Source organism: Nocardiopsis algeriensis, assembly GCF_014203695.1.
GTDB lineage: Bacteria > Actinomycetota > Actinomycetes > Streptosporangiales > Streptosporangiaceae > Nocardiopsis > Nocardiopsis algeriensis.
This window is the reverse complement of sequence record NZ_JACHJO010000009.1, coordinates 1-23,147: the sequence shown is the minus strand read 5'-3', so window position 1 is coordinate 23,147 and position 23,147 is coordinate 1. Positions and strand designations below refer to the sequence as shown.

Here is a 23,147-nt window from a genome sequence, read left to right as displayed (position 1 = left end):
CTGTCCCGCGCGGACCTGCTGCACGGACCCGCGCTGCCTCAGTCGGAGGCGGCCTGGCCGTGGCGCCAGTAACCGACGAAGGTGATGTCGGCCTTGGGCACCTTGCGCTCGCGCACCAGGTGGCGCCGCAGCCCGGTGGGCAGTGCGTTCTCCCCGGCGACGAAGCAGTAGGGGCGGCCCTCGGGCAGGTCGGCGCCGCGCAGGGTCTCCAGCGCCAGGCGGCCGGGCACGTCGTGCGGGTCGGTGCGCACCAGCCAGTGGACGTCCACCCCGGGCAGCCGGCGCAGGGGCCGCTCGTCGTCCGGCGTGGGGATCTCCAGGTACACCTGTGCCCGCAGGTCCTCGGGCGCCTGCTCCAGGATCGACACCACGGCGGGCAGCGCGCTCTCGTCGCCCACCAGCAGCTGCCAGTCGGTCCCGGGCGGGGGCAGGTGGTACACGCCCTCGGCGAGCAGGCCGATCTCGTCCCCGGGGGCGGCCGCGCGCGCCCACGCCGAGGCGGGGCCGGCGTCGCCGTGGTCGACGAACTCGATGTCCATCTCCAGGGCCGCGGGGTCGAAGCGGCGCACGGAGTAGTTGCGCACGTACGGCCGGCGGCTCTCGGGCATCGCGTACAGCTGCGCCACCCAGCGCCGGTCGGCGGCGGTGGGCATGTGGAGCCGCTCCTGGCCGGGGCGGGGCAGGAAGATCCGCACGAACTGGTCGCGGCCGAGGAACTCGAAGGAGGAGAGCTCCTCGCCGCCCACGGTGATGTTGACGAAGTGCTTGCTGATCCGCTCGGTGCGCACCACCCGGGCGCGGATCATCGCACGGTGGCCGGGCTGCTCGACACGCACGGGCGGGACTCCCTCGGCAGGGGGCGGGCGGACCTTCTGAGGTTAGCCTGTCCATACCTGTCCCGTCGACGGGGGAGGTGGTGCATATCGGACAAAAGTAGATCTATGCCGTAAAGGTGGCGGTCCAAGAGATCATCCGAACACTCCTTGACGTGCGAGAACGTCCGACAGAACGGCCAGAGCCCGGCGCAGCTGCGCACCCGACACCGAGCCGTAGCCCAGAATCAGGCCGTGGACGGCGGGCTCGCCGTGGCTGGTGCGGGCCGTGTCCTCCAGGAGGACCCCCTGGTCGGCGGCCTCGGAGAGCACCCCGGCGACCGCCTCGGCCGGCAGGGGGACCAGGGCGTGCAACCCGGCCGTCCCGCCGCTGAGGCGCGGGCCCAGGTACTCGATGACCGTCCTGCGGCGCCGCGCGTACTCCAGGCGCATGCGGCGCAGGTGGCGGTCCAGGTCGCCGCGCTCCAGGAGCAGGGCGGTGGCCGCCTGGACCGGGCCGCTGGTGCGGTCGGTCAGGTGGTGGCGCACCGCGGCCAGGTGCTCGACCAGGTCCGGCTCGGCCACGACCCAGCCGATGCCCAGGTCCGGGGTGAGGGTCTTGGCCAGGGTGCCCAGCAGCACCACCCGGCCCGGGTCGAGCCCGTACAGGGCGGGCAGCGGAGCGACGTCGTAGCGGAACTCGGCGTCGTAGTCGTCCTCGACCACCACCGTGCCCGCGGCGCGGGCCCAGGCCAGCAGGCGCTCGCGGCGGGGGACGGGCAGGCGCCCTCCCAGCGGGTACTGGTGGGCGGGTGTGGTGTACAGGACCGACAGGCCCCCGGGCAGCGCGTCGACGACGATGCCGTCGCCGTCGACGGGACAGGGGACGATCTCCGCACCGCGCGCACCCAGGATGGTGCGGGCCTTGCCGTAGCCGGGCTCCTCGACCCCGGCGAGGGTCCCGCGGCCCAGCAGGGCGGCCGCCACCAGGTCCAGGCCGTTGCCGGTGCCGCGGGTGACCAGGACGTTCTCCGGTCCGACGCGGACACCGCGGGCGCGCCGCAGGTGCTCGGCGAGCAGTTCGCGCAGGCGGGGCAGGCCGCGCGGATCGGGGTCGTCGTCGGGAGGGAGGTCCGCGGCCTGCCTCCAGGCGCGCCGCCAGGCGGCCCGGTCGAGGTCGTGGACCCAGGGTGCGCCGGGACGCAGGTCGATCAGGCCCCGCCGCCGGGCCTCGGTGCGGGACATACGCGGTCTGCCGGCCGGGACCGGACCCGCCAGGGGGGTGACCGGCCGCGCGGCCGCCGCGGGGGCGGGAAGGGCGGAGGCCTCCTCCCGGGCGACGAAGGTGCCCGAACCGTGGCGTCCCTCGAGCCAGCCCTCGGCGTACAGCTGCTGGTAGGCCTCGGTGACGACGGTGCGGCTCACGCCCAGCTGCGCGGCCAGGGCGCGGCTGGAGGGAAGGCGCTCGCCCGGGCGCAGGTCGCCGCCGGCCATGGCCCTGCGCAGGGCCTCGGTCAGCTGGGCGTTGAGCGGCACGGGGCGGGATCGGTCCAGGTGGAGTACGGGTTCGGCGATGTGTCGGGACAAAGTGGTCCTTCGTTTCGAGGGGGAAGTGGACATGTTCTCCAGGTCCACTTCTGTCTAGTTTGGGAGCCATGCTCTCCACGACGGAACGCACGCGGCTGCGCCGCGGCAAGCACAAGGGCCGCACCGACCGGTCCGAGCTGTACGCCCTCCTCGACGAGGGGCTGGTCTGCCACCTGGGTGTGGTCGTCGGCGGCTCGCCCATGGTGGTGCCCACCGCCTACGGCCGGGTGGACGACACCCTCTACCTGCACGGGTCCACCGGTGCCAGGTCGCTGCGCACGGACGGGGAGGTGTGCGTCACGGTCACCCTGCTCGACGGGCTGGTGCTGGCCAGGTCGGCCTTCCACCACTCCGCCAACCACCGGTCGGCCATGGTCTACGGCCGGCCCCGGGTGGTGGAGGACGAGGAGGAGCGGATGTCGGCCCTGCGCGCGATCACCGATCAGGTGGTGCCCGGCCGCTGGGAGGAGGTGCGCGCGCCCACGGCCAAGGAGATGGCCGCCACGAGGGTGCTGGCGCTGTCCCTGGCGGAGGCGTCGGTGAAGGTGCGCACCGGCCCGCCGGGGGACGACGACGAGGACCATGAGCTGCCGGTGTGGGCGGGCGTGCTCCCGGTGCGCCAGGTGTTCGGCGAGCCCGAGCCCGACCCCGGGCTCGCCCCCGGTATCGGTGTGCCCGCCTCCGTCAGGGGGTGCCGCTCGCCCCGGTAGGGCGGTCCGGCCCGGTCACCACGGCCTCCACCAGGCCTTGGCCCGAGGGCGGGGGAAGTGTCCGCACGCCGGTCACGGTGAAGCCGGCGCCGGCGCACAGGGCGTCGATGTCGGCGCGGGTGCGTTCGCGCCCGCCCGGGTTGAGCATCATGTTGAGGTCGCTGAGGAAGGGTGCCGGGGAAGGCGCCCCGGCCACGGTGTCCGGCAGCAACGGCTCGATCAGCAGCAGGCGTGCGCCCGGGGAGGCGGCCTCCTGGCAGCGGGTCAGGATCACCGCGGCCCGTTCGTCGTCCCAGTCGTGGACGATGCTCTTGAGCAGGTAGAGGTCGCCTCCGGCGGGGACGCGTGCGAAGAAGTCGCCGCTGACCCTCGTGCAGCGGTCCGCGGTCCCGGTGCGCTCCAGCACCTCGCCCGCCCGTGCCAGGCCGTCGGCGGTGTCGAAGAGGACGCCGCGCAGGTGGGGGTGGCGGGCGAGCACGGCGCCCAGCAGTGTTCCGTCGCCGCCGCCCACGTCGACCACGGTGGTGAAGGGGGCGAAGTCGTAGCTGTCGGGCAGGACGCGGGCCGTGGCCCGGGTGGCGTCGGCCATCGCCGCGTTGAACATCGCCGACAGCTCGGGCCGGTTCTGGAGATGGCGGAAGAACGGTGTGCCGTGCAGGGTCTCGAAGGCCACGTCCGCCTTGCGTACGGCGTCGGCCAGGCGCTGCCAGGAGTCCAGCAGCAGGCCGTCGGTGTACAGGTGGGCGAGGGAGCGCACGGAGTCCTCGTGGTCCGAGCGCAGCAGGTGCCCCGCGGAGGTGAGCGCGTACCGGTCCGGGCCGCGCTCGTGCAGCACCCCCAGGGCCGCCAGTGCCCTCAGCAGGCGCGCGGTGGTGTGCTCGGGGGCGCCGATGCGCTCTGCGACGGTCGCCGCGTCGAGTTCGGCGCCACCGAGCGCGTCGGCGATCCCCAGGCGCGCCGCGGCGCCCACGGTGGAGGCGGCCATGCCCCCCATGAGCAGCCGGACGAGGGCGGCGCGGTCCTCGGGATCGGCGGAGTTCGGAGCGGTCATGCCGGTCGGCACCCCCAGGGGAGAGCGGTCAGTCCTCGGATTCGCTGCTGCGCGGCAGCACCACCACGGGCACCGTCGCGGTGTGGAGCACGCCCTGGCTCACCGATCCCATGAACATGCCGCGCACGCTGCCCCGGCCGCGGGAGCCGACCACGATCATGTCGGCCTCCCGGCCGGCCTCCACCAGGGCCTCCACGGGTTCCTTGCGGGTGCGCACGACGGACAGGTCCACGTTCTCGGTGGTCTCGTCGATGACCTCGGCCAGCACGCCCGCGACGACCTCCTCCGACTGGCGGTCCAGGAAGTCCTCCGGCGGGGTCCAGCCCGAGGCGATGAGTGAGGCGGGGGCGAAGGGGGTGGGGGCCTCCCAGCTGTTGACGACCACGACCGAGGATCCCTCGGTGCGCGCCGCGTGGCGCAGCGCGTAGTCCAGGGCGCGCTGGGAGTCCTCGGAGCCGTCCACGCCGACCACGACCTGCTTGGGGTCGGTGGTGGCGCTGCCCTCGCCGGGATCGGGGACGACCACCACGGGGCAGGAGGCCCGGGCGGCCAGGCGTACGCCGGCCGCGCCGGCCAGGGCGGCCCGCACGGGGCCGAAGCCGCGCGAGCCGATGACGACCACGTCGCCGGGGCCGGACCGGCGCAGGAGCGCCTGGGCGGGGTCCTCGAGGGCGAGGACGGTCTCGACCTCCAGGTCCGGTCGGTTCTCGCGCACGTGGGCGGCCTCGGCCTCCAGCACGCTGCGGCCCTGCCGGGTGATCTCGTCGGAAGGGGGGAAGCGGGTGGGGCCCGTGTAGACGGACATCACGAGAGGCATCGACAGGGCGTGGACGACGCGCAGCGGCAGGTTGCGCCGCTGCGCCTCGGCCGCCGCCCAGTCCAGGGCGGCGCGGCCCGCCAGTGATCCGTCGACCCCTGCCAGAACGGTGTGGGAGCGTGCCTCGTCGGCCATGTGTTCTCCTTCGGGGGCCGGTGCCTCCGGTCGTGCGCCGTGGTCCTTTTCGGAGTCTGCCCCATGGCGGGGGGAAGGGCCAACGGGGACCCGCCGATGTGGCGAACCGCGCAGCGGCGGGTCTTTCAGGCGAGATCGGCCAGGACCGCGGCGGCGGCGCGCCCGCCGCTGACCAAGGCGCCCTGGAGGGAGGGTGTGTCGCGGTGGTCGCCGGCGACGTAGAGCCCCTTCTCCAGGCGGACGGGCCGGCGCAGGTCCCCCAGGGGCGGCGGCGCGGCTGGCAGGGCGCCGGGTATGTGCACGGTGTCCACGTGTTCCCAGTCCCCGGCGCCGGTGCCCAGGATCCGGGCGGCCTCGGCGCGGACCTCGGGTTCGGAGGGCGGTCGGGTGCCCACGGCGGAGGAGGCGATCAGGGCTCTCCCCGCCGGGGCGTAGGAGGGTGCGGTGGCCGTCATCACCACGACGCTGCTCAGTCGGCAGCGGCCCCGTCGGGAGCGGCCGTCCACGTGCAGCAGCGGATCGTCGTCCGGGGAAGCGGGCCGGGAGTGGAAGTAGGTGGTGGAGGAGTTGAGCGCGGGTGCGGGCAGCGAGGGCAGGAGGCGGGGGACGGCGTCGGGGCCGACGGCCACCACGACCGCGCGTGCCCGCACGGTCCCGGTCTCGGTGCGCACCAGGCCGGGTGCCGCCTCGTGCACGGCGGTGCCCAGGACGATCCGTGCCCCCGAGCGCCGGGCGAGCTGGTCGGACACGGCCTGGATCCCGGTCTCGGGGACGGTCAGGCTTCCCCGCACGAAGCTGCGCCAGACCAGGTCGTTGACGCGGCTGGACGTGCTCAGGGACTCGTCGAGGAAGACGCCGGACAGGAAGGGCCGCACGAGGGTGTTCACCGCCCGCTTGCCCAGTCCGCGGCGGCGCAGCGCGGTGAGGGTGTCGGTCTCGGGGCGGGCCTTGATGCGGTCGGCGGGTTCCAGCGCGTCCGCGGCCGCCGTGGCCAGCAGGCGTACGAGGTCCGAGGGGCGCACCAGGCTTCCCGAGAGCAGGGACAGCGACGACAGGGCCCCTGAGGGGGACGGGTGCAGGCGCAGCAGTCCGCGGTCGGTGCGCACGGCCAGCCCCTTGGGGAAGGCGCGCAGGCGCAGCGCGTCCAGGTCGAGGCGGCGCCGGACGGCGGGGTAGGCGGTGTTGAGGACCTGGAAGCCCCGGTCGAGGACGTAGCCGTCCACCGTTGTGCTGCGGACGCGTCCTCCGACGTCCTCCTGGGCCTCCACGACGGTCACGTCGAGTCCGGCCGCGGTGAGGTCGGCGGCCGCGGCCAGGCCGGCCGCGCCCGCTCCCACGACCACGGCGTCACAGTGTTTCGGCAGTTCGACCATGCCGAAACCCTAGGCGGGGCGGCCGCGCCGGTCCCGGACGAGGACCGGCGTGCCGCCGAAGAGGTCCCGGAAGTTCCGTCCGGGGTCAGAGGTTGCCCTTGCGGGCCTCCTTCCACAGGTCGAGGCCGCCGTCGACGGCGTGCTGGTCGATCTCGGCCAGTTCCTCGGGGGTGAGGTCGAGGTTGTCCAGGGCGCCGACGTTCTGCTCCAGCTGGGCGACCGAGGAGGCGCCGATGACCAGGGAGGTCACGCGCCGGTCGCGCAGCGCCCAGGCCAGCGCGAGCTGGGCCAGGGTCTGGCCGCGGCGCCGGGCGATGGCGTCGAGGGCGCGCAGGTGGCTCCGGGTCTCCTCGTTCAGCCAGGCGGGGTCGAAGGACTTGCCCTGGGCCGCTCGGGAGCCGGCCGGCACGCCTTCGAGGTAGCGGTCGGTGAGCAGGCCCTGGGCCAGGGGGCTGAATCCGATGACGCCCGTGCCGAGCTCGTCGACGGTGTCGAGCAGGCCCTCGTTCTCGATCCAGCGGTTGAGCATGGAGTAGGAGGGCTGGTGGATGAGCAGGGGTGTGCCCAGGTCCTTCAGGATCGCGGCGGCCTGGCGGGTGCGTTCGGCGTCGTAGGAGGAGATGCCCACGTAGAGGGCCTTGCCCTGGCGGACCGCCGTGTCGAGCGCCCCCATGGTCTCCTCCAGGGGAGTGGTGGCGTCCAGGCGGTGGGAGTAGAAGATGTCGACGTAGTCCAGGCCCATCCTCGCGAGCGACTGGTCGAGGGAGGCCAGCAGGTACTTGCGCGATCCTCCGCCCTGGCCGTAGGGGCCGGGCCACATGTCCCAGCCGGCCTTGGTGGAGATGACCATCTCGTCGCGGTAGGGCGCGAAGTCCTCCCGCATCAGGCGGCCGAAGTTGGTCTCGGCGGAGCCGTAGGGCGGGCCGTAGTTGTTGGCCAGGTCGTGGTGGGTGATGCCGAGGTCGAAGGCGCGGCGGGCGATGGCCCGCTGGGTCTCGAAGGGGCGGTCGTCGCCGAAGTTGTGCCAGTAGCCCAGGGACAGGACCGGCAGGTCGAGTCCCGAGCGGCCGGTGCGGCGGTACCGCATGGTCCCCTCGTAGCGGTCGGGTGCGGCGACGTAGGTCATGGTCGACTCCGAACATGGTGTGGCTGCGGACCTGCCTACTGTGCTCCCACCTGCGCGGTGTTGTCCAATGCGCGGGGCCGGTCGAGTTCGCGCAGGTACTCGGCGAACCTCTCCAGGCCGTCGATGTTGCGGGGGCCGGAGATGCCCTCGTTGTAGTTCAGGACGAAGAAGTTCTCCTCCTCGACGGCAGGGACACCGGACAGCGCGGGCAGGGAGGTGAGGAAGCCGATCTTGTCCTCGGCGGCCTGGTCCCCGTAGTCGAGGACGACGATCACCTCGGGGCGGGCCGCCACGACGGCCTCCCAGCCGGCCTGGGTCCAGCGTTCGTCCAGGTCGCCGAAGATGTTCTCCCCGCCGGCGAAGCGGATGATGTCGTCGGGCGGCACCTGGCTTCCGGCGGTGAAGGGCCGGTCGGTGCCCGAGTCGTACAGGAACACGCGCATCGGCTCCCCCTCGGGTGCCTGTGCGCGTACGGCCTCGACCCGTGCCCGGTAGTCCTCGACCAGTTCGGCGGCGCGGTCCTGCACGCCGAAGATCTCTCCGAGCCGTTCCAGGTCGGTGTACAGGGCCTCGAAGGGTGCCATCCGTTCGGGGTGGCCGGGGTAGTTGAAGCAGGACTCGGTGTGCATGAAGCTCTGGATGCCCAGCTTGTCGAGGATCTCGGGGGTGATGCCGCGCTGGTCGCTGAAGCCGGAGTTCCATCCGGCCACGACGAAGTCGGCGCCGGCGTCCACGACCAGTTCCCGGTTGAGCAGGTCGTCGCTGAGGAATTCGACCTTCTCGTACTCGGCGGCCCAGGGGGACTCCGACACCGGTGGGTTGGCGGGCGGCATCACGTAGCCGAGCACGTGGTCGGTCAGCCCGAGCGCGAACATCTTGTCGGCGCTGCCGCCCTCGTAGACGACGGTTCGCTGCGGGAGGGTGTATTCGACCTCCTCGCCGCAGCGGCGGACGGTGGCGGTGGAGCCCGCGAGGGCCTGGGCGGGGTCCTCCTCGACGCGGGCGCCGCAGCCGGTGGCGGCGATCAGGGCCGCGGCTGCGGCCGCGGCCGTACGCAGGGTGCGTCGGGCGGGGGAGAGGGAGTTCATGGGGTGCCTTTCTCTTCGCGGGGAGGAAATTCGTGGGGAGTGGTCAGGGGGAGACGGGCCGGGGAGCGAGCCGGTAGAGCAGCTGCGGGTCGCCGGTGAGGGGGTGGTCGACCACCGCGGCGTCGACGCCGAACACCTCGCGGACCAGCTCGGTGGTGAGGACCTCGCGCGGTGTTCCGGCCGCCACCAGCGCTCCCTCGGCCAGGACGCCGATCCGGTCGCAGGCGGCCGCGGCCAGGTTGAGGTCGTGGAGTACCACGAGCACGGTCGTGCCGGTGGTGCGCAGCAGCGACAGCAGTTCGACCTGGTGGCGTACGTCCAGGTGGTTGGTGGGTTCGTCCAGTACGAGCACGCGCGGTTCCTGGGCGAGGGCGCGGGCGACCAGGACCCGCCGGCGCTCGCCGCCCGACAGGCCCAGGACGCCGCGGTCGGCCAGGTGTGCCACGTCCATCAGTTCCATGGCGCGCCGGCACAGCTCGTGTTCGCGGGCGCTGAGGGGCTGGTTGCCGCGCAGGTGCGGGGTGCGGCCCAGGGCCACGGTCTCGGCGACGGTGAAGTCCAGGTCGCTTCCGCTCTCCTGGGTCAGGGCGGCGACGCTGCGGGCGCTCTCGCGCAGGGGCATCGCGCTCAGGTCGTCGCCGTCCAGCCACACGGTGCCGCCGCTGGGCCGCAGCGCCCGGTAGACGCAGCGCAGCGCGGTGGACTTGCCGGATCCGTTGGGGCCCACCAGGCCGACGACCCGGCCCGAGGGCACGTCCAGGGACAGTCCGCGCAGGATCTCCGATCCGTCGATCTCGACGCGGAGCCGGTCCAGGCGCAGGTCCATCAGCGTCCTCCGAACTGGTAGCCGCGGCGGCGCATGAGCGCGATGAACACCGGTACGCCCAGCAGGGCGGTGAGTACGCCCAGCGGGAGTTCGCGCGGGGCGGCGAGGGTGCGCGAGGCCAGGTCGACCCAGACCATGAGGACCGCACCCGCCAGGGGCGCCACCGTGAGCACCCTCCGGTGGGCGGCGCCGACGAGGATGCGCACCACGTGGGGCACGACGAGGCCGACGAACCCGATGGCGCCGCTGACGGCGACCATGGCGCCGGTCATCACGGCGGTGAGCACGAACAGCTTCCGGCGCAGCCGGTCGGTGTCCACCCCCAGGCTCGCCGCGGTCTCGTCGCCCAGGGCGGCGGCGTCCAGCTGCCGGGCCGAGGCGCGCAGCAGCAGGATTCCTGCGGTGACTCCGGCGGCGACCACGGGCAGGGACTCCCAGGAGGCCGCGCCGAAGCCGCCCATGGTCCAGAACAGGAGGGCGGAGGCGGCCTCGCCGTCGGGTGCCAGGTGGACGATCACGCCCATGAGGGCCTGGAAGCCGAACGACAGGGCCACCCCGGTGAGCACCAGGCGCAGCGGGGAGAGGCCGGTGCGGGAGCGGGCGACCGCGTGGACCAGCAGGGTCGCGCCCAGGGCGCCCAGGAACGCCCCGGCCGCGACCGCGTGGATGCCCAGGGCCGACAGTGCTCCGAAGGTGCCGACCAGGACGGCGCCCACCGAGGCGCCGGAGGAGACGCCCAGGACGTAGGGGTCGGCCAGCGGGTTGCGCACCATGGCCTGGACCGCCGTGCCCACGGCGCCGAGTCCGGCGCCGACGACGGCGGCGAGCACGACGCGGGGTGTGCGGATCTGCCAGACGATCTGGTGGCGCGTCACCTCGTCGGCCGCGATGGTGCCTCCGGTGAGGGCGGCCCACAGGTGGCGGGCGGTCTCGGCCGGGGGGACGGGGGCGGCGCCCAGCCCGACGGCCAGGACCGCCGACACCGCCAGTGCCAGGGCCAGTACCGCGGCGGCGATGGCGGTTCCGGCGGGGGTTGCCGGTCGGCGGGGTGGGTCCGGTGGACGGTCGGCGGGGGCCGGGGCCGCCGCCGCGGGTGGGGAGGTCTGCGACACCCGTTGCTCCTCTCGGGGGATGCGGCTGCGCCGCACGAGACAATGAAAATCGTTTTCATAATCTACACGGATCGGCGCGCGGTGCGCACCCCGGTCCGCTCAGATACGCCCGCGGCCGACCGGAGCGGTGAACCCCCGCGCGCCGGGGGCCAGGGCGGCCAGGGCCGGGGCGGCGAAGCACAGCACCGCGCATCCCACCAGGACGGGCCCGGTGCCCAGCACCTGCGCGGCCGGGGCGATCAGGGCCAGGCCCACCGGAGCCAGGCCGTAGGAGACCAGGAAGTCCAGCGAGGACACCCGCGCCAGCTTGCCGGGGGCGACCTCGCGCTGGGCGGCGGTGAACCACGGCACGTTGAACAGCTCGATCCCCACCCCCACCAGGGCGTAGGCGGCCAGGACCGCGACCGGCCCCAGCGGCAGCACCAGGCTCAGCGGGGCCAGCCCGTACAGGCCCAGGCCCGCCAGCGCGGTCCAGCCGGCGTTGCGCGGGCGCCACCGCGACAGCAGCGCGGCCCCGGCCAGCGCCCCGGCGGTGTAGGCGGTCATCGCCGCGGCCAGCAGGGCCTCGGTTCCGTACTGGTCGCGGCTGACCAGGGGCAGCAGCACCCCGGTGGCCGAGTAGCCGGCGGTGATGACCACGGCCAGTGCGCCCAGTCCGGCCAGGAACCACGGGTGGCGCCGCGCCTCGGTCAGGCCGTCGAAGAACTCGGCGGCGAAGGAGGCGCGCTCCTCCCGCCGGGGGAGGGCGGTGCCCCAGGCGGGCAGCAGCGCGGCCGCCAGCCACAGGCCGGCCGTCGCCAGCAGCAGCATTCCGGCTCCGGTCACCACGGCCAGCAGCGCGGCAGCACCCGGCCCCAGGAGGGTGGTGACGCGCACGGAGAGCGTGATCGCGGCGTTGGCGCGCTGGCGGTCGTCCTCGGCGACGACCTCGGCGGTCAGCGCCTGGAACGCGGGCCGGCAGGCGCCCTGGCCGGCGCCGACGACGACCGCAGCGGCGGCCGTCAGGGCGGTGGAGGCGCCCAGGCCCAGCACCATGACCGGGGTGGCCAGCGCGGCGGCCAGGCCCGACCACAGCACCACCGACCGGCGCGAGTGGCGATCGGCGAGCAGGCCGCCCAGGGGCACCGCGACGAGGAACCCGGCGGTGCGCAGGGCCAGGACCAGGCCCAGGCCCACCGCACTCAGGGTTCCCTCCAGGACCGCCAGGCCCAGGAGGAAGGGCATCGCCCAGGTCGCCAGACCCGATGCGGTGGTCGCGCACCACAGGCGGAGGAAGCCCTGGTCCCTCAGCAGGAGGCCCGCCCGGGGCGTGTTCGATGCGGTCGTGGAGGACACGGGATGCTCACCTTCCGGAGGGGTGCGGTCGCTGCTCCGCTACTGTAATGAAAACCGTTATCAGTTGCGACCTCTTTGGAGAGTCGGCCGCGCCCGAGGGGGCGGCCGCGTTCGATGGGGGGCTGATCGCGTCCGAGAGGAGGGAGGGGTCGGGGTGTGCCGCAGTGGTGACAATGATTTTCATTTCCCCTATAGTTGCGCTGTCGCGGACACCCCCGGCCCCGCCCCGCGGCGCACGACCCCTCCCCGAAAGGACACCGATGGAAAGCTCCCTGATCGCAGAGCTGCCGCCACCGCTGCCGGCCGAGCAGATCATCGCCCTCAACCAGCCGCGCGCCGACCTGGCCACCCACCGCACCTACACCTGGAACGGCCGGGACCTCGACGTTCCCCCCGGTGTCTTCATGCCCGGCGCCACCAGCCGGATGATCCACCAGCGCATCCTCGACGGAGACATCGACGTGCGCGGCCGCCGCTACGCCGCCATGGGGTCCGGCCTGGGCGTGGAGGCGGCCGTGGCCGCCCTGCGCGGCGCCCGCAGCGTCCACGCCCTCGACATCCACCCCGCCAGCGTCGCCGCCACCGAGCAGACCTACCGCGCGATCGTTCCCGAACCCCGGACCGCGGAGTTCACCGCCCTGGTCTCCGACCTGTTCGAGGCCGTCCCCGACGGCTGGCAGGCCGACGTCGTCACCTTCAACCCGCCCGCCGTCAGCCAGACCGTCAGCGACGACCCCGACGTGGTGCGCAACGTGTGCGTCGGCGCCTCCGCCACCGACGCGTTCTTCGCCCAGATCGCCGGGCGCGACCTGCTCGCCCCCGGCGGCGAGGTCCACCTGATCGCCTCCAACACGGCCGACCTGCGCGCCGTCGTCTCGGGCGCCGAGGCCGCCGGCTTCACCGCCGCCGTCGACCACGTCCACGACTGGCACGACGGAGTCCTGACCTACCTGTTCCGGCTCACCCGGGAGGGCGCCGCGTGAGGACCCTGGCCGAACTCGCCGAGAGCGTCCTGGCCGCGCCCGGCCCCTCGCCCGTGGCCACCAGCGTCTTCTGGCTCCACCACGGCACCCGGCTGGACGGCGGAGGTGTCACCTACCTCAACCAGTACGTCCTGGTCCGCTCCGGCCGGGCCTTCGGCGCCTGCGCCTTCGAGGCCGGGGAGATCGACCCCTCGGTGTGCGCCGAACTCTCCGGACGGCCCTTGGCCGATCTCGTCGCCGAAGGGCCCCTGCCGCTGCGCGTGGCCGCGCTCGACGCCTTCCTCGCCCAGGCCGCCCCCCACCACGGGGACCCCCGGGCCGAGGAGGTCGTCCTCCCCCACGGCACCCCCGAGGAGCGGGCCGCGGTGCGCGACGCCGCCATCGCCGGCCTCCTGCCCGAGCCCGAGGGCCGCAAGGTGGCCCTCATCGGCGTCGTCAACCCCCTCGTCGCCGCCATCCGACGGCGCGGCGGCGAATGCCTGCCCTGCGACCTCTCCCTGGGCCGCACCCAGTGGGGGGACCCCGTGACCTCCGACATGGAGGAGGTGCTCGCGGTCGCCGACGCGGTCGTGGCCACCGGGATGACCCTGGGCAACGGCACCTTCGACCGCATCCTGGCACGCTGCCGGGAGCGCGCCCTCCCCCTGGTCGTCTACGCCCAGAGCGGCAGCGCCGTCGCCCGCGCCTTCCTGGGGCGCGGGGTGAGCGCGCTGTCGGCCGAGCCCTTCCCCTTCTCCCAGTTCAGCGCCGCCCCCAGCGCCCTCTACCGCTACCGGGCGGAGGCGCCGGCGTGATCACGGGGACCGGGCGTGCCGCGTGCCACCACGGGGAGATCCTCCAAGGGGTCTTCCTCGACGGACGCGGACGCCACCGACGGGGGCTGGTCACACTGCCCATGGCCGAACCGGTCACCGAGGCGGTGTTCGAAGCCAGGCCCGGGTACGCGCCGGACCGGGTGGAGACCGACCCCCCGGGGCGGATCAAGGCGGCGCGCGCCGCGGCCCTGGCCGTCGCCGAGTGCGCGGCCGCCGCGCACGTCCCCGCGTGCGGGGGCGTGCTGCGTCTGCGCGGAGGGGCCCCGGCCGGCCTCGGCATGGGTTCCTCCACCAGCGACGTCACCGCGGCCGTGCGGGCCGTGTGCGCCGGCTACGGGACCGAGCCCGCCCCCGGCGCGGTCGCCCGGATCGCGGTCGCCGCCGAGGGCGCCTCCGACCCGATCATGCTCGGGGAGCGGGCGCTGCTGTTCGCCCAGCGCGAGGGACGGGTCCTGGAGGACCTGGGGGCGCCGCTTCCCCCCATGACCGCGGTGGGGTGCCTCACCGGCGGCGGGCGCCCCGTCGACACGCTCACCCTCGGCGGCCGGCCGCATCCGGCCGACACCGCCCTCTACGAGGAGCTGCGCGCCGACCTGCGTGCGGCCGTGGCGGCCGGGGACGCCGCCGGGGTGGGCCGGGTCGCCACCGAGAGCGCGGTCCTCAACCAGCGTGTTCTGCCCAAGGCGGAACTGGGGACGCTCAGGGGCGTCGCCCGCCTGTGCGGGGCGGTCGGCGTCCAGATCGCGCACAGCGGCAACGTCGCCGGTGTGCTCTTCGACTCCCGAGACCCCGATCTGAGGGCCCGGACCGAGGCCGCCCGCGCCCAGCTGCGAAGAGAGGGCCTCACCCCCACCCGGGTCTTCTCCACCCCCCGAAGAACCGATGGAGAGAGAACGTGGACGACCACGTGTGCGAGACCATTGGCAGACCTGATCTGATCGACCTGGGCGGCGGGCTCGTCTGCCTGCGGTTCGAGTCCATGAAGGTGGCGTCGGCGACAGCCGCGGTGCGTCACCTGCTCGAGACCGGGGCCGTCGAGCCCGGCGACACCCTGATGGACAGCTCCAGCGGCATCTACGCCTACGGTCTGGCCCTGGCCTGCCACAGGTACGGGCTGCGCTGCCACATCGTCGGCTCCACCACCGTCGACGAGGGGCTGCGCGTCCAGCTCGCCGTCCTGGGCGCCACCCTGGAGCAGGTGCCGCCCTCGGACTCGCTGCGGTTCGACCAGAGCCGCCGGGTGCGGCGCATCCGCGAGCTGCTGCGCGAGCATCCCGACTACCACTGGATGCGCCAGTACCACGACTCCGTCCACTACCTCGGCTACCGCGCGGTGGCCGACCAGATCGCCAAGGAGCTCGACCCCGCCCCGCTGACCGTCGTCGGAGGGGTGGGGTCGGGCGCCTCCACCGGAGCCCTGGCCACCTACCTGCGCGAACGCGCCCCCGACACCGCCCTAGTGGGGGTGCAGCCCTTCGGCAGCGTCACCTTCGGCAGCGACGCCGTCGCGGACAGGGACATCATCATCGCGGGGATCGGCAGCTCCATCCCCTTCGGCAACGTCGACCACACCCTCTACGATGTCGTGCACTGGCTCGGGTTCGAGGCCGCGCTCGCCGGGAGCGTGGACCTGCTGCGCCGCCACGCGGTGTTCGCCGGGCTCTCCTCGGGAGCCGCCTACCTGGTGGCCCGCTGGGAGGCCGAGCGCTCCCCGGAGCGCCGGACCGTGTTCGTGGCGGCCGACACCGGTCACCGCTACGTCGACACGGTGTTCGCCCGCCACGCCGAGGCCGCGGCACCGGAGGACCTGGGCCCCGCCGCGGTCACCGACCTGTCCCGCCTGGCCCGTCCCTGGTCGCGCATGGAGTGGGGCCGCGCCGCACCTCCGCCCCAGGCCGTCCACACCGAGGGCTGAGGAGGACCGGGAGGCGTCCCCGGGGCGCGCGCCCCGGGGACGTCAGGGCAGGATCCGGCGGGGTACCGCCGGAGGGTGGGGGCGGCGCTGCCACTCGCGCGGATACCCCAGGGAGACCTCCACGTGCGGCACGCCGTCGACCTCGATGGTGCGGGGGATGTGCAGGTGGCCGTAGACCACGGCCAGGGCGCGGTAGCGGGTGTGCCAGTCGGCGGTGGCCTCGGTGCCGCACCACTGGGCGAACTGCGGGTAGCGCAGGACCCTCGTGGGCTCGCGCACCAGCGGGAAGTGGTTGACCAGCACCGTGGGCAGCTCCGGGTCGACCGCCTCCAGGCGCGGGCGCGTGTACTCCAGGCGGGCCCGGCACCAGGCGTCGCGGCTGGGGTACGGGTCCGGATGCAGCAGGTACTCGTCCGTGCAGATCACCCCCGACGCGTAGGCGATCTCGAGCGCCTCCTCCTTGGTGCGGGCGCCCTCGGGCCGGAACGTGTGGTCGTACAGGACGAACAGGGGCGCGACCACCACCGGCCCTCGGGGCCCCTGCCAGACCGGGTAGGGGTCCTCCGGGGTGTGCACCCCCAGCGCGCGCATCTCCTCGACCAGGTACGTGTAGCGCGCCAGGCCGCGCAGCCGCACCGGGTCCTTGGCGGGGGTCCACAGCTCGTGGTTGCCCGGAACCCACACCACTTCGGCGAAGCGCTCGCGCAGCATCCGCATCGTCTCGACCACGCCGCCGGCGGTCTCGCCCACGTCCCCGGCCACGATCAGCCAGTCCTCGTCCGACTCCGGGCGCAGGCCCTCGGTGAACTCCTTGTTGCGCTCGTGGCGCACGTGCAGATCGGAAACGGCCAGCAGGGCCACCGATCCTCCTTCCCTGCCCGACCGCGCGCCGTGCGGCGGACACACGGCCGGGGCGGTGCGCGCACGCACCGCCCCGGCGAACGGAAACGCCGCTACTCCAGGACGACCAGGAGGTCCCCGCCCTCCACGCGCTGGGCGGTGCCCACCACCAGGCGGGCGACCTTGCCCGCGACGGGGGCGGTGATGGCCGCCTCCATCTTCATCGCCTCGATGGTGGCGACGGTGTCGCCGGCCTCGACCACGTCGCCGGCGGCGACGGTCGGGGAGACCACTCCCGCGAACGGCGCGGCCACGTGGCCGGGCACCGACTTGTCGGCCTTCTCCGCGGTGTGCGCCGCAGAGGCCATCGAGCGGTCCTGGATCTGCAGGGGCCGCAGCTGGTTGTTGAGCGTGGCCAGCACGGTCCGCACACCCTGCTCGTCGGCCTCGCCGATGGCGTCCAGGGCGATGAGCAGGCGCACACCCGGGGCCAGGTCGACCTTGTACTCCTGTCCGGCGCTCAGGCCGTAGAAGAAGTCGGCGCTGGAGAGCACGCTGGTGTCGCCGTAGGTCTCGCGGTGGCTCTCGAACTCCGCCGTCGGACCGGGGAACAGCAGCCTGTTCAGGGTGGTGCGCCGGTCCTCGGCCAGCCCGGTGCGCTGCTGGTCGGTCAGCTCCACCACCGGGCGCCGGGCCGGGCGGCCCTCCAGGGCGCGGGTGCGGAACGGCTCGGGCCAGCCGCCCGGGGGCACGCCCAGCTCCCCGTGCAGGAAGCCCACCACCGAGTCGGGGATGTCGAACCTGGCGGGGTCGGCCTCGAAGTCGGCCGGGGAGACGCCCGCGCCCACCAGGTGCAGCGCCAGGTCGCCCACGACCTTGGACGACGGGGTCACCTTCACCAGGCGGCCCAGCATCCGGTCGGCGGCGGCGTACATCGCCTCGATCTCCTCGAAATGGTCTCCCAGGCCGAGGGCGATCGCCTGCGTGCGCAGGTTGGACAGCTGGCCGCCGGGGATCTCGTGGTGGTAGACCCGGCCCGTGGGCGCGGACAGGCCCGCCTCGAAGGGCGCGTAGACCCGGCGCACCGCCTCCCAGTACGGCTCCAGCTCGTTGACGGCGTCCAGGTCCAGCCCGGTGGTGCGCTCGGTGTGGTCGAAGGCCGCCACGATCGCCGACAGCGACGGCTGCGAGGTGGTGCCCGCCATCGACGCCACCGCTCCGTCCACCGCGTCGGCGCCGGCCCCGGCCGCGGCCAGGTAGGTGGCCAGCTGGCCGCCGGTGGTGTCGTGGGTGTGGATGTGCACCGGCAGGTCGAACTCGCTGCGCAGCGCCTTGACCAGTGTGGCCGCGGCGGGGGCGCGCAGCAGGCCCGCCATGTCCTTGACCGCCAGCACGTGCGCGCCCGCCTCGACGATGCGCTCGGCCAGGCGCAGGTAGTAGTCGAGCGTGTAGAGCTTCTCGGACGGGTCGGACAGGTCGCCGGTGTAGCACAGGGCCACCTCGGCCACCGAGGTGCCGGTGGCGCGCACCGCCTCGATGGCCGGGCGCATCTGCTCGACGTCGTTGAGGGCGTCGAAGATCCGGAAGATGTCGATGCCGGTCGCCGCGGCCTCCGCGACGAAGGCGTCGGTCACCTCGGTCGGGTAGGGCGTGTAGCCCACCGTGTTGCGCCCGCGCAGCAGCATCTGCAGGCAGATGTTGGGCACGGCCTCGCGCAGCGCGGCCAGGCGCTCCCAGGGGTCCTCGGCCAGGAAGCGCAGCGCCACGTCGTAGGTGGCACCGCCCCAGGCCTCCAGGGACAGCAGCTGCGGCAGGGTGTGGGCCACGGTGGGCGCCACAGCCAGCAGGTCCTTGGTGCGCACCCGCGTGGCCAGCAGGGACTGGTGGGCGTCGCGGAAGGTGGTGTCGGTGACGGCCAGGTTCGGCGACTCGCGCAGCCACCGGGCGAAACCCTCCGGGCCCAGCTCGGCCAGGCGCTGGCGCGACCCGTCGGCCGGGGCACCGGCGGGCAGCTCCGCCAGCTTGCTGACCGGGTCGACCAGCTGGGGGCGTTCACCGTGCGGCTTGTTGACCGTCACATCGGCCAGGTAGGTCAGCAACTTGGTGCCGCGGTCGGCGGAGGGCCGCGCGGTCAGCAGGTGCGGGCGCTCCTCGATGAAGGAGGTGGTGACCCGGCCGGCCCGGAAGTCGGGGTCGTCCAGCACCGCCTGCAGGAACGGGATGTTGGTGGCCACGCTGCGGATGCGGAACTCGGCCACCGCGCGCCGGGCGCGCTTGACCGCCGTGGCCAGGTCGCGGCCCCGGCAGGTGAGCTTGACCAGCAGGGAGTCGAAGTGCGGGCTGATCTCGGTGCCCGCGGCCGAGGTTCCGCCGTCCAGGCGGATGCCCGAGCCGCCCGGCGAGCGGTAGGCGCTGATGATGCCGGTGTCGGGGCGGAACCCGTTGGCCGGGTCCTCGGTGGTGATGCGGCACTGCAGGGCCGCGCCGCGCACGTACACCGTGTCCTGGCTGATGCCCAGGTCGGCCAGGGTCTCGCCGGAGGCGATGCGCATCTGCGACTGCACGAGGTCGATGTCGGTGACCTCCTCGGTCACCGTGTGCTCGACCTGGATGCGCGGGTTCATCTCGATGAAGACGTGGCTGCCGTCCTCGCCGACCAGGAACTCGACCGTGCCCGCGTTGCGGTAGCCGATCCGGCGGGCGAAGCGCACGGCGTCGTCGCAGATGCGCTCGCGCAGCGCGGGGTCGAGGTTGGGCGCGGGCGCCAGCTCGACGACCTTCTGGTGGCGGCGCTGCACCGAGCAGTCGCGCTCGTAGAGGTGGACCACGTTGCCCTCGCCGTCGGCGAGGATCTGCACCTCGATGTGGCGGGGGTTGACGACCGCCTTCTCCAGGAACACGGTGGGGTCGCCGAAGGCCGCGTCGGCCTCGCGCATGGCCGCCTCCAGGGCCTCGCGCAACCTGTCGGCGGAGTCGACCCGGCGCATGCCCCGGCCGCCGCCTCCGGCCACGGCCTTGACGAACAGCGGGAAACCGACCGAGTCGGCCGCAGCCAGCAGCCCCTCCACGTCCGAGGACGGCTCGGAGGAGGTGAGCACCGGCACACCCGCCTCGCGGGCGGCGGCCACGGCGGTGGCCTTGTTACCGGTCAGCTCCAGGATCTCGGCGGGCGGACCGACGAACGTGATGCCCGCCTGCTCGCAGGCGCGGGCGAGCTCGGGATTCTCGGACAGGAAACCGTAACCGGGGTAGACCGCGTCGGCGCCGGACTCGCGGGCGGCCCGGACGATTTCGTCCACGGAGAGGTAGGCGCGAACCGGATGGCCGGGTTCGCCGATCTGGTAGGCCTCGTCGGCCTTCAGGCGGTGCAGCGAGTTGCGGTCCTCGTGGGGGAACACGGCGATGGTGCGTGCGCCCAGCTCGTACCCCGCACGCAGCGCCCGGATCGCGATCTCGCCCCGGTTGGCTACAAGCACTGTGCGAAACATGCTGTCCTTCTCATCGGTGAAACGGCGGAGGTCGCACGGTGGGGCCTGTTGTCGCCGCCGGCGCCTTTGACGGCGGTCTGCCCTCGTGTACGCCGCCACACGTCGGCAGTCGCACCCTAACCGGCGCCTTCACGGGTGCACGCAACCGACCCCCGGTCGCGGAACCGGGGGCCGAAGGACCCCGCGCCCGTCCATGGCAGGAGCCCCGGACGGGACGGAGCGTACGCCGACCGACGTCATCAGCCGGCCCGCCCCGACACGACCCCGATTCCGCGCCCCCGTCCGGGCCCGGCCCTGATGGTGGCCGCCCACGTCCTGGCCTTGGGTGTGGGGGTCCTGGCCGCTCACCGGCTTTTCTTCCTCTGGCCTTGCCACGTGGGTCGCGCCGGGGCCCCGCCCCGGTTCGGCTGTTCGCCGACTGGAAGAGACCGAGCAGTTCCTGGGCCTGAACTCCCAACCGGTGGTGACCCTGCCGTACCGGGACCTGGTGCTGACTGAGGTTTGATTGTTTGTTTCCCGGCGGGTACGCGTCCTCCTAGCTGGAACCTCTCTCCGAAGAGGGGGTGTCATGGACGCCCACGACAAGCAGCAGCGCCGTCTAACCGCAGCCGCCCTGTTCGAGCAGGACCAGATGTCGGACGCCCAGATCGGCGAGAGGCTCGGCGTGACCGGCCGCGCAGTCAACAACTGGCGGCGCACCTGGCAGCAGGGCGGCCCTGACGTGCTGATGAGCGAAGGCCGCACCGGCCCCCAGGGCTACCTGGGCCCCGACCAGCGCCTGCGGCTGCGGCAGCTGCTGCGCCGTGGCGCCAAGGACGACAGTTTTGCCACCGATGCCTGGGCTTTGAACCGGGTGCGGCGGGTGATCGCCGAGACCTTCGGCGCCGCCTACGCCGACCTCTTGGGGGTGTGGCGTTTGTTGAAGGCGATGGGGTGGTCGGTGCAGGTCCCGGCCCGCCGTGCCGTGGAGCGCGACGTGGAGGCCATCGCCGCCTGGATCGAGCAGGCCTGGCCCCGGATCGAAAAAAAGGGGGGCCTGGAGCGGGGCTTGGATCCTGTTCGAGGACGAGGCGGGCCCGGGACTGACCGGGGCCTGGTTCCGCACCTGGGCGCCGGTGTGGCAGAGGCCGGTGCTGCACGTGGTTAAGGGCCGCTCGGCGAAGATGTCGGTGGCTGCGGTGTGCTGCTGCCGGCGCGGCCGTGCGTCGCGGATGCTGTTTCGCACCCGCCCCGGGGTGGTACCGCGACCGCGACCTGGTCGCTTTCGGGGGCGGTGTCCACCGGGTGCTGGACGCGCCGGTGATCTTGGTGTGGGACAACCTGGCCGCCCACCGCAGCCGGTGGATACGCGCGGCGATCACAGCCCGGGAGTGGCTGGAGGTGGAGTACCTGCCCGCTTGTGCTCCCGAGCTGCACCCGGTGGAGGACGTCTGGTCCCACGTGAAGGGCACGGGGTTGGCCAATCTCGCGGCGCTGTCCTTCGCGGAGCTGAGCGGGGCGGTCCGGTCGGGGCTGCGCCGGCTGCGCTACCGCCCGGAGGCTCATCGCATTTGAGGGTGTAAGCGGGGCCGGAACCCGCCGGTCTCCAGCAACGACCGGGCGATGTAGTTGGTGAGGTTGTGAAACCCCAGCGCGGAACCGCGCAGATGCTCCAGGCGGCCATTGATCGCCTCGGTCGGACCGTTGCTGGTACCGGGGCGTTCGAAGTACGCGAGCACGTCAGCGGCCCGCTTCTTCAGCGTCCGCCCGAGCGTGATGAGCTCTGTGAGCAGGGACGGGACGCCGTGGCCGAGCAAGCTGATCAGAGCGGCCATGAGTTCTCGGCCGCGGGCCCGGTCGGGGTGGCGGTAAGCGGTGATCATCCGCTGGTAGATACCCCAGGTCGCTTCGACCTCGACATGTTCATCGGCCGCGAACAGGTCCGCGAGCCGATCCTTCTGCTTATCGGTGAGCAGATCGGCGCCGGTGTGCAGGGTCCGGCGCGCGGAGTAGAGCGGGTCACCCTTGTGGCCGCGGTGGCCGTTGATCGCCAGTTGGACCCGGCGTCGGCACCGGTCGAGGGCATCGCCGGCCAGGCGGACCACGTGGAAGGGGTCCATCACCGCCACGGCCTCAGGCAGCTCTTCGGTGGCGGCGGTCTTGAAACCGGTGAAGCCGTCCATCGCGACGATCTCGACGGTGTCGCGCCAGGCCCTGGGCCCGCTCGGCGAGCCAGGTCTTGAACGCTTGCTTGGAGCGGCCCTGGACATGTCGAGCAGGCGGGCCGGTCCGGTTCCCTCACGGATGCCGGTCAGGTCGATGATCACGGTGACGTACTTGTCGCCGCGGCGGGTGTGACGCCACACGTGCTCATCGACCCCGATGGCCTTGACACCGTCGAACCGGTGCTCGCCATCGATCAGGACCCGCTTGCCCTCGGCCAGGACCGCGTCGTTGGCGGTGTTCCAGGCGACCCCGAGCCCCTCGGCGACCCGGGCGACGGTCAGGTGGTGGACCACGATCCCTTCCAGTGCCCACCGTAGTCCGCGGCGGGACAGCCTGGCCCGCGGTTCCGCGGCCTTCGAAGTGTCTTGGCGCCACACGTGCCCGCAGCCGGTGCATCGGTAGCGGCGCACGATGACCTTCAACGTCGTGGGTCGCCATCCGAGCGGCTCGTGTGCCAGCCGTCGAGTCACGGGGTGCGCCTTGGCAGCCGCAGCTGCGGCACCACTCATCGGGCTCGACGATCCGGCACAGGAGCACCGCTCGATCAGGTTCCAGACGCTGGCCCACAGCCTCAAGGCCGAGGTCGTCGAGTCGGCAGAACGTGGTCAGGTCAGGGCACGCGAAGGTAGTGTCATGCACGTCGAGGTCTTCCGGATGGGCGGTGTGAGAACTTCCATCCTCGGGAGACCTCGACGTCTATCCCAAAACCGACCCGCCCACCGGCACTACACCCTCAACTGCGAAGAGCCCGATACGGTCCTGGCGCTGCCAGGCGTAGATCGTCTCGGTGCTGATGTCCAAATCGCGTGCCACGTCGGCGCTAGTTGCGGGTTGAGTGAGCCCTTTTCATCTTGCTTCTCGGAGCTGAAGGATCAGCACAGCGCGGGTGATCTGGCCGGCCCGGTTGGGGCAGCAGCGCAGGCGGCGCA

Annotated in this window: 21 protein-coding genes; 8 read left to right on the top strand and 13 right to left on the bottom strand. The window is 73.3% G+C overall.

The window, feature by feature from the left end; all coding sequences use genetic code 11:
• Positions 1 to 38: 38 nt before the first annotated feature.
• A complete protein-coding gene (locus FHS13_RS15190; protein WP_184292779.1) occupies positions 39 to 806 on the bottom strand; it encodes a siderophore-interacting protein in 768 nt (255 codons plus the stop codon).
• Between the two features lie 162 nt (positions 807 to 968).
• On the bottom strand, positions 969 to 2,399 hold the full coding sequence (gene pdxR / locus FHS13_RS15185) for a MocR-like pyridoxine biosynthesis transcription factor PdxR (RefSeq protein WP_184292572.1): 1,431 nt from the start codon (positions 2,397 to 2,399) through the stop codon (positions 969 to 971).
• Positions 2,400 to 2,467: 68 nt separating this feature from the next.
• Here pdxR and FHS13_RS15180 point away from each other — a divergent pair, with 68 nt between their 5' ends.
• Positions 2,468 to 3,109 carry a pyridoxamine 5'-phosphate oxidase family protein gene (locus FHS13_RS15180; RefSeq protein WP_184292571.1) on the top strand — a complete coding sequence of 214 codons (642 nt, stop codon included), beginning with the start codon at positions 2,468 to 2,470 and terminating at the stop codon, positions 3,107 to 3,109.
• Here the strand turns inward: FHS13_RS15180 and FHS13_RS15175 are convergent.
• The 8 genes from FHS13_RS15175 to FHS13_RS15140 form a co-directional block, all read right to left on the bottom strand.
• Positions 3,084 to 4,160, bottom strand: coding sequence for a methyltransferase (locus FHS13_RS15175; RefSeq protein ID WP_184292570.1), 1,077 nt, complete (start codon positions 4,158 to 4,160; stop codon positions 3,084 to 3,086). The two genes, FHS13_RS15180 and FHS13_RS15175, sit on opposite strands and share 26 nt — an antisense overlap.
• 28 nt (positions 4,161 to 4,188) lie before the next feature.
• The gene (locus tag FHS13_RS15170; RefSeq protein WP_184292569.1) at positions 4,189 to 5,112 is read right to left on the bottom strand and encodes a universal stress protein; all 924 of its coding nucleotides are present in this window, start codon (positions 5,110 to 5,112) and stop codon (positions 4,189 to 4,191) included.
• Positions 5,113 to 5,237: 125 nt separating this feature from the next.
• Positions 5,238 to 6,485, bottom strand: a complete 1,248-nt coding sequence (locus tag FHS13_RS15165) for an FAD-dependent oxidoreductase (protein WP_184292568.1) — start codon at positions 6,483 to 6,485, stop codon at positions 5,238 to 5,240.
• Between the two features lie 85 nt (positions 6,486 to 6,570).
• Positions 6,571 to 7,611 (bottom strand): L-glyceraldehyde 3-phosphate reductase, encoded by a 1,041-nt coding sequence (gene mgrA, locus FHS13_RS15160; protein WP_184292567.1) that lies wholly within the window; start codon positions 7,609 to 7,611, stop codon positions 6,571 to 6,573.
• Positions 7,612 to 7,646: 35 nt separating this feature from the next.
• On the bottom strand, positions 7,647 to 8,699 hold the full coding sequence (locus FHS13_RS15155) for an ABC transporter substrate-binding protein (RefSeq protein WP_184292566.1): 1,053 nt from the start codon (positions 8,697 to 8,699) through the stop codon (positions 7,647 to 7,649).
• Positions 8,700 to 8,742: 43 nt separating this feature from the next.
• The gene (locus FHS13_RS15150; protein ID WP_184292565.1) at positions 8,743 to 9,525 is read right to left on the bottom strand and encodes an ABC transporter ATP-binding protein; all 783 of its coding nucleotides are present in this window, start codon (positions 9,523 to 9,525) and stop codon (positions 8,743 to 8,745) included.
• Positions 9,525 to 10,637: a FecCD family ABC transporter permease gene (locus FHS13_RS15145; protein WP_184292564.1), complete on the bottom strand. Its 1,113-nt coding sequence runs from the start codon at positions 10,635 to 10,637 to the stop codon at positions 9,525 to 9,527. The genes FHS13_RS15150 and FHS13_RS15145 overlap by 1 nt, the downstream gene beginning before the upstream one ends.
• A gap of 99 nt (positions 10,638 to 10,736) precedes the next feature.
• Positions 10,737 to 11,972 (bottom strand): MFS transporter, encoded by a 1,236-nt coding sequence (locus FHS13_RS15140; protein WP_343065040.1) that lies wholly within the window; start codon positions 11,970 to 11,972, stop codon positions 10,737 to 10,739.
• Between the two features lie 260 nt (positions 11,973 to 12,232).
• Between FHS13_RS15140 and FHS13_RS15135 the strand changes: the two genes are divergently transcribed.
• The 4 genes from FHS13_RS15135 to FHS13_RS15120 are packed head-to-tail and all read left to right on the top strand — an operon-like array spanning position 12,233 to position 15,685.
• Positions 12,233 to 12,955 carry a class I SAM-dependent methyltransferase gene (locus tag FHS13_RS15135; protein WP_184292563.1) on the top strand — a complete coding sequence of 241 codons (723 nt, stop codon included), beginning with the start codon at positions 12,233 to 12,235 and terminating at the stop codon, positions 12,953 to 12,955.
• Positions 12,952 to 13,749, top strand: coding sequence for a Rossmann-like domain-containing protein (locus tag FHS13_RS15130; protein ID WP_184292562.1), 798 nt, complete (start codon positions 12,952 to 12,954; stop codon positions 13,747 to 13,749). The genes FHS13_RS15135 and FHS13_RS15130 overlap by 4 nt, the downstream gene beginning before the upstream one ends.
• A complete protein-coding gene (locus FHS13_RS15125; protein WP_184292561.1) occupies positions 13,746 to 14,708 on the top strand; it encodes a GHMP family kinase ATP-binding protein in 963 nt (320 codons plus the stop codon). Before FHS13_RS15130 ends, FHS13_RS15125 begins: the two co-directional genes overlap by 4 nt.
• Positions 14,666 to 15,685, top strand: a complete 1,020-nt coding sequence (locus FHS13_RS15120) for a pyridoxal-phosphate dependent enzyme (protein WP_184292560.1) — start codon at positions 14,666 to 14,668, stop codon at positions 15,683 to 15,685. The genes FHS13_RS15125 and FHS13_RS15120 overlap by 43 nt, the downstream gene beginning before the upstream one ends.
• Before the next feature lie 42 nt (positions 15,686 to 15,727).
• Here FHS13_RS15120 and FHS13_RS15115 read toward each other — a convergent pair whose 3' ends face one another.
• The gene (locus FHS13_RS15115; RefSeq protein WP_184292559.1) at positions 15,728 to 16,546 is read right to left on the bottom strand and encodes a metallophosphoesterase; all 819 of its coding nucleotides are present in this window, start codon (positions 16,544 to 16,546) and stop codon (positions 15,728 to 15,730) included.
• Positions 16,547 to 16,638: 92 nt separating this feature from the next.
• On the bottom strand, positions 16,639 to 20,013 hold the full coding sequence (locus tag FHS13_RS15110) for a pyruvate carboxylase (protein WP_184292558.1): 3,375 nt from the start codon (positions 20,011 to 20,013) through the stop codon (positions 16,639 to 16,641).
• A gap of 568 nt (positions 20,014 to 20,581) precedes the next feature.
• On the opposite strand from FHS13_RS15110, the gene FHS13_RS15105 reads away from it, so the two are divergent.
• Together FHS13_RS15105 and FHS13_RS15100 are read left to right on the top strand one after the other, a co-directional pair.
• Positions 20,582 to 21,160 (top strand): winged helix-turn-helix domain-containing protein, encoded by a 579-nt coding sequence (locus FHS13_RS15105; RefSeq protein WP_184292557.1) that lies wholly within the window; start codon positions 20,582 to 20,584, stop codon positions 21,158 to 21,160.
• Between the two features lie 152 nt (positions 21,161 to 21,312).
• Complete coding sequence (locus tag FHS13_RS15100) at positions 21,313 to 21,567, top strand: transposase (RefSeq protein ID WP_221443008.1); 255 nt, start codon at positions 21,313 to 21,315, stop codon at positions 21,565 to 21,567.
• On the opposite strand, the gene FHS13_RS15095 is transcribed toward FHS13_RS15100, so the two are convergent.
• Positions 21,555 to 22,727, bottom strand: coding sequence for an ISL3 family transposase (locus FHS13_RS15095; protein WP_246405324.1), 1,173 nt, complete (start codon positions 22,725 to 22,727; stop codon positions 21,555 to 21,557). The two genes, FHS13_RS15100 and FHS13_RS15095, sit on opposite strands and share 13 nt — an antisense overlap.
• Between FHS13_RS15095 and FHS13_RS21190 the strand changes: the two genes are divergently transcribed.
• The coding region (locus FHS13_RS21190) for a hypothetical protein (protein WP_221443071.1) at positions 22,630 to 23,147 on the top strand (518 nt) is incomplete at its 3' end. The genes FHS13_RS15095 and FHS13_RS21190 overlap by 98 nt on opposite strands.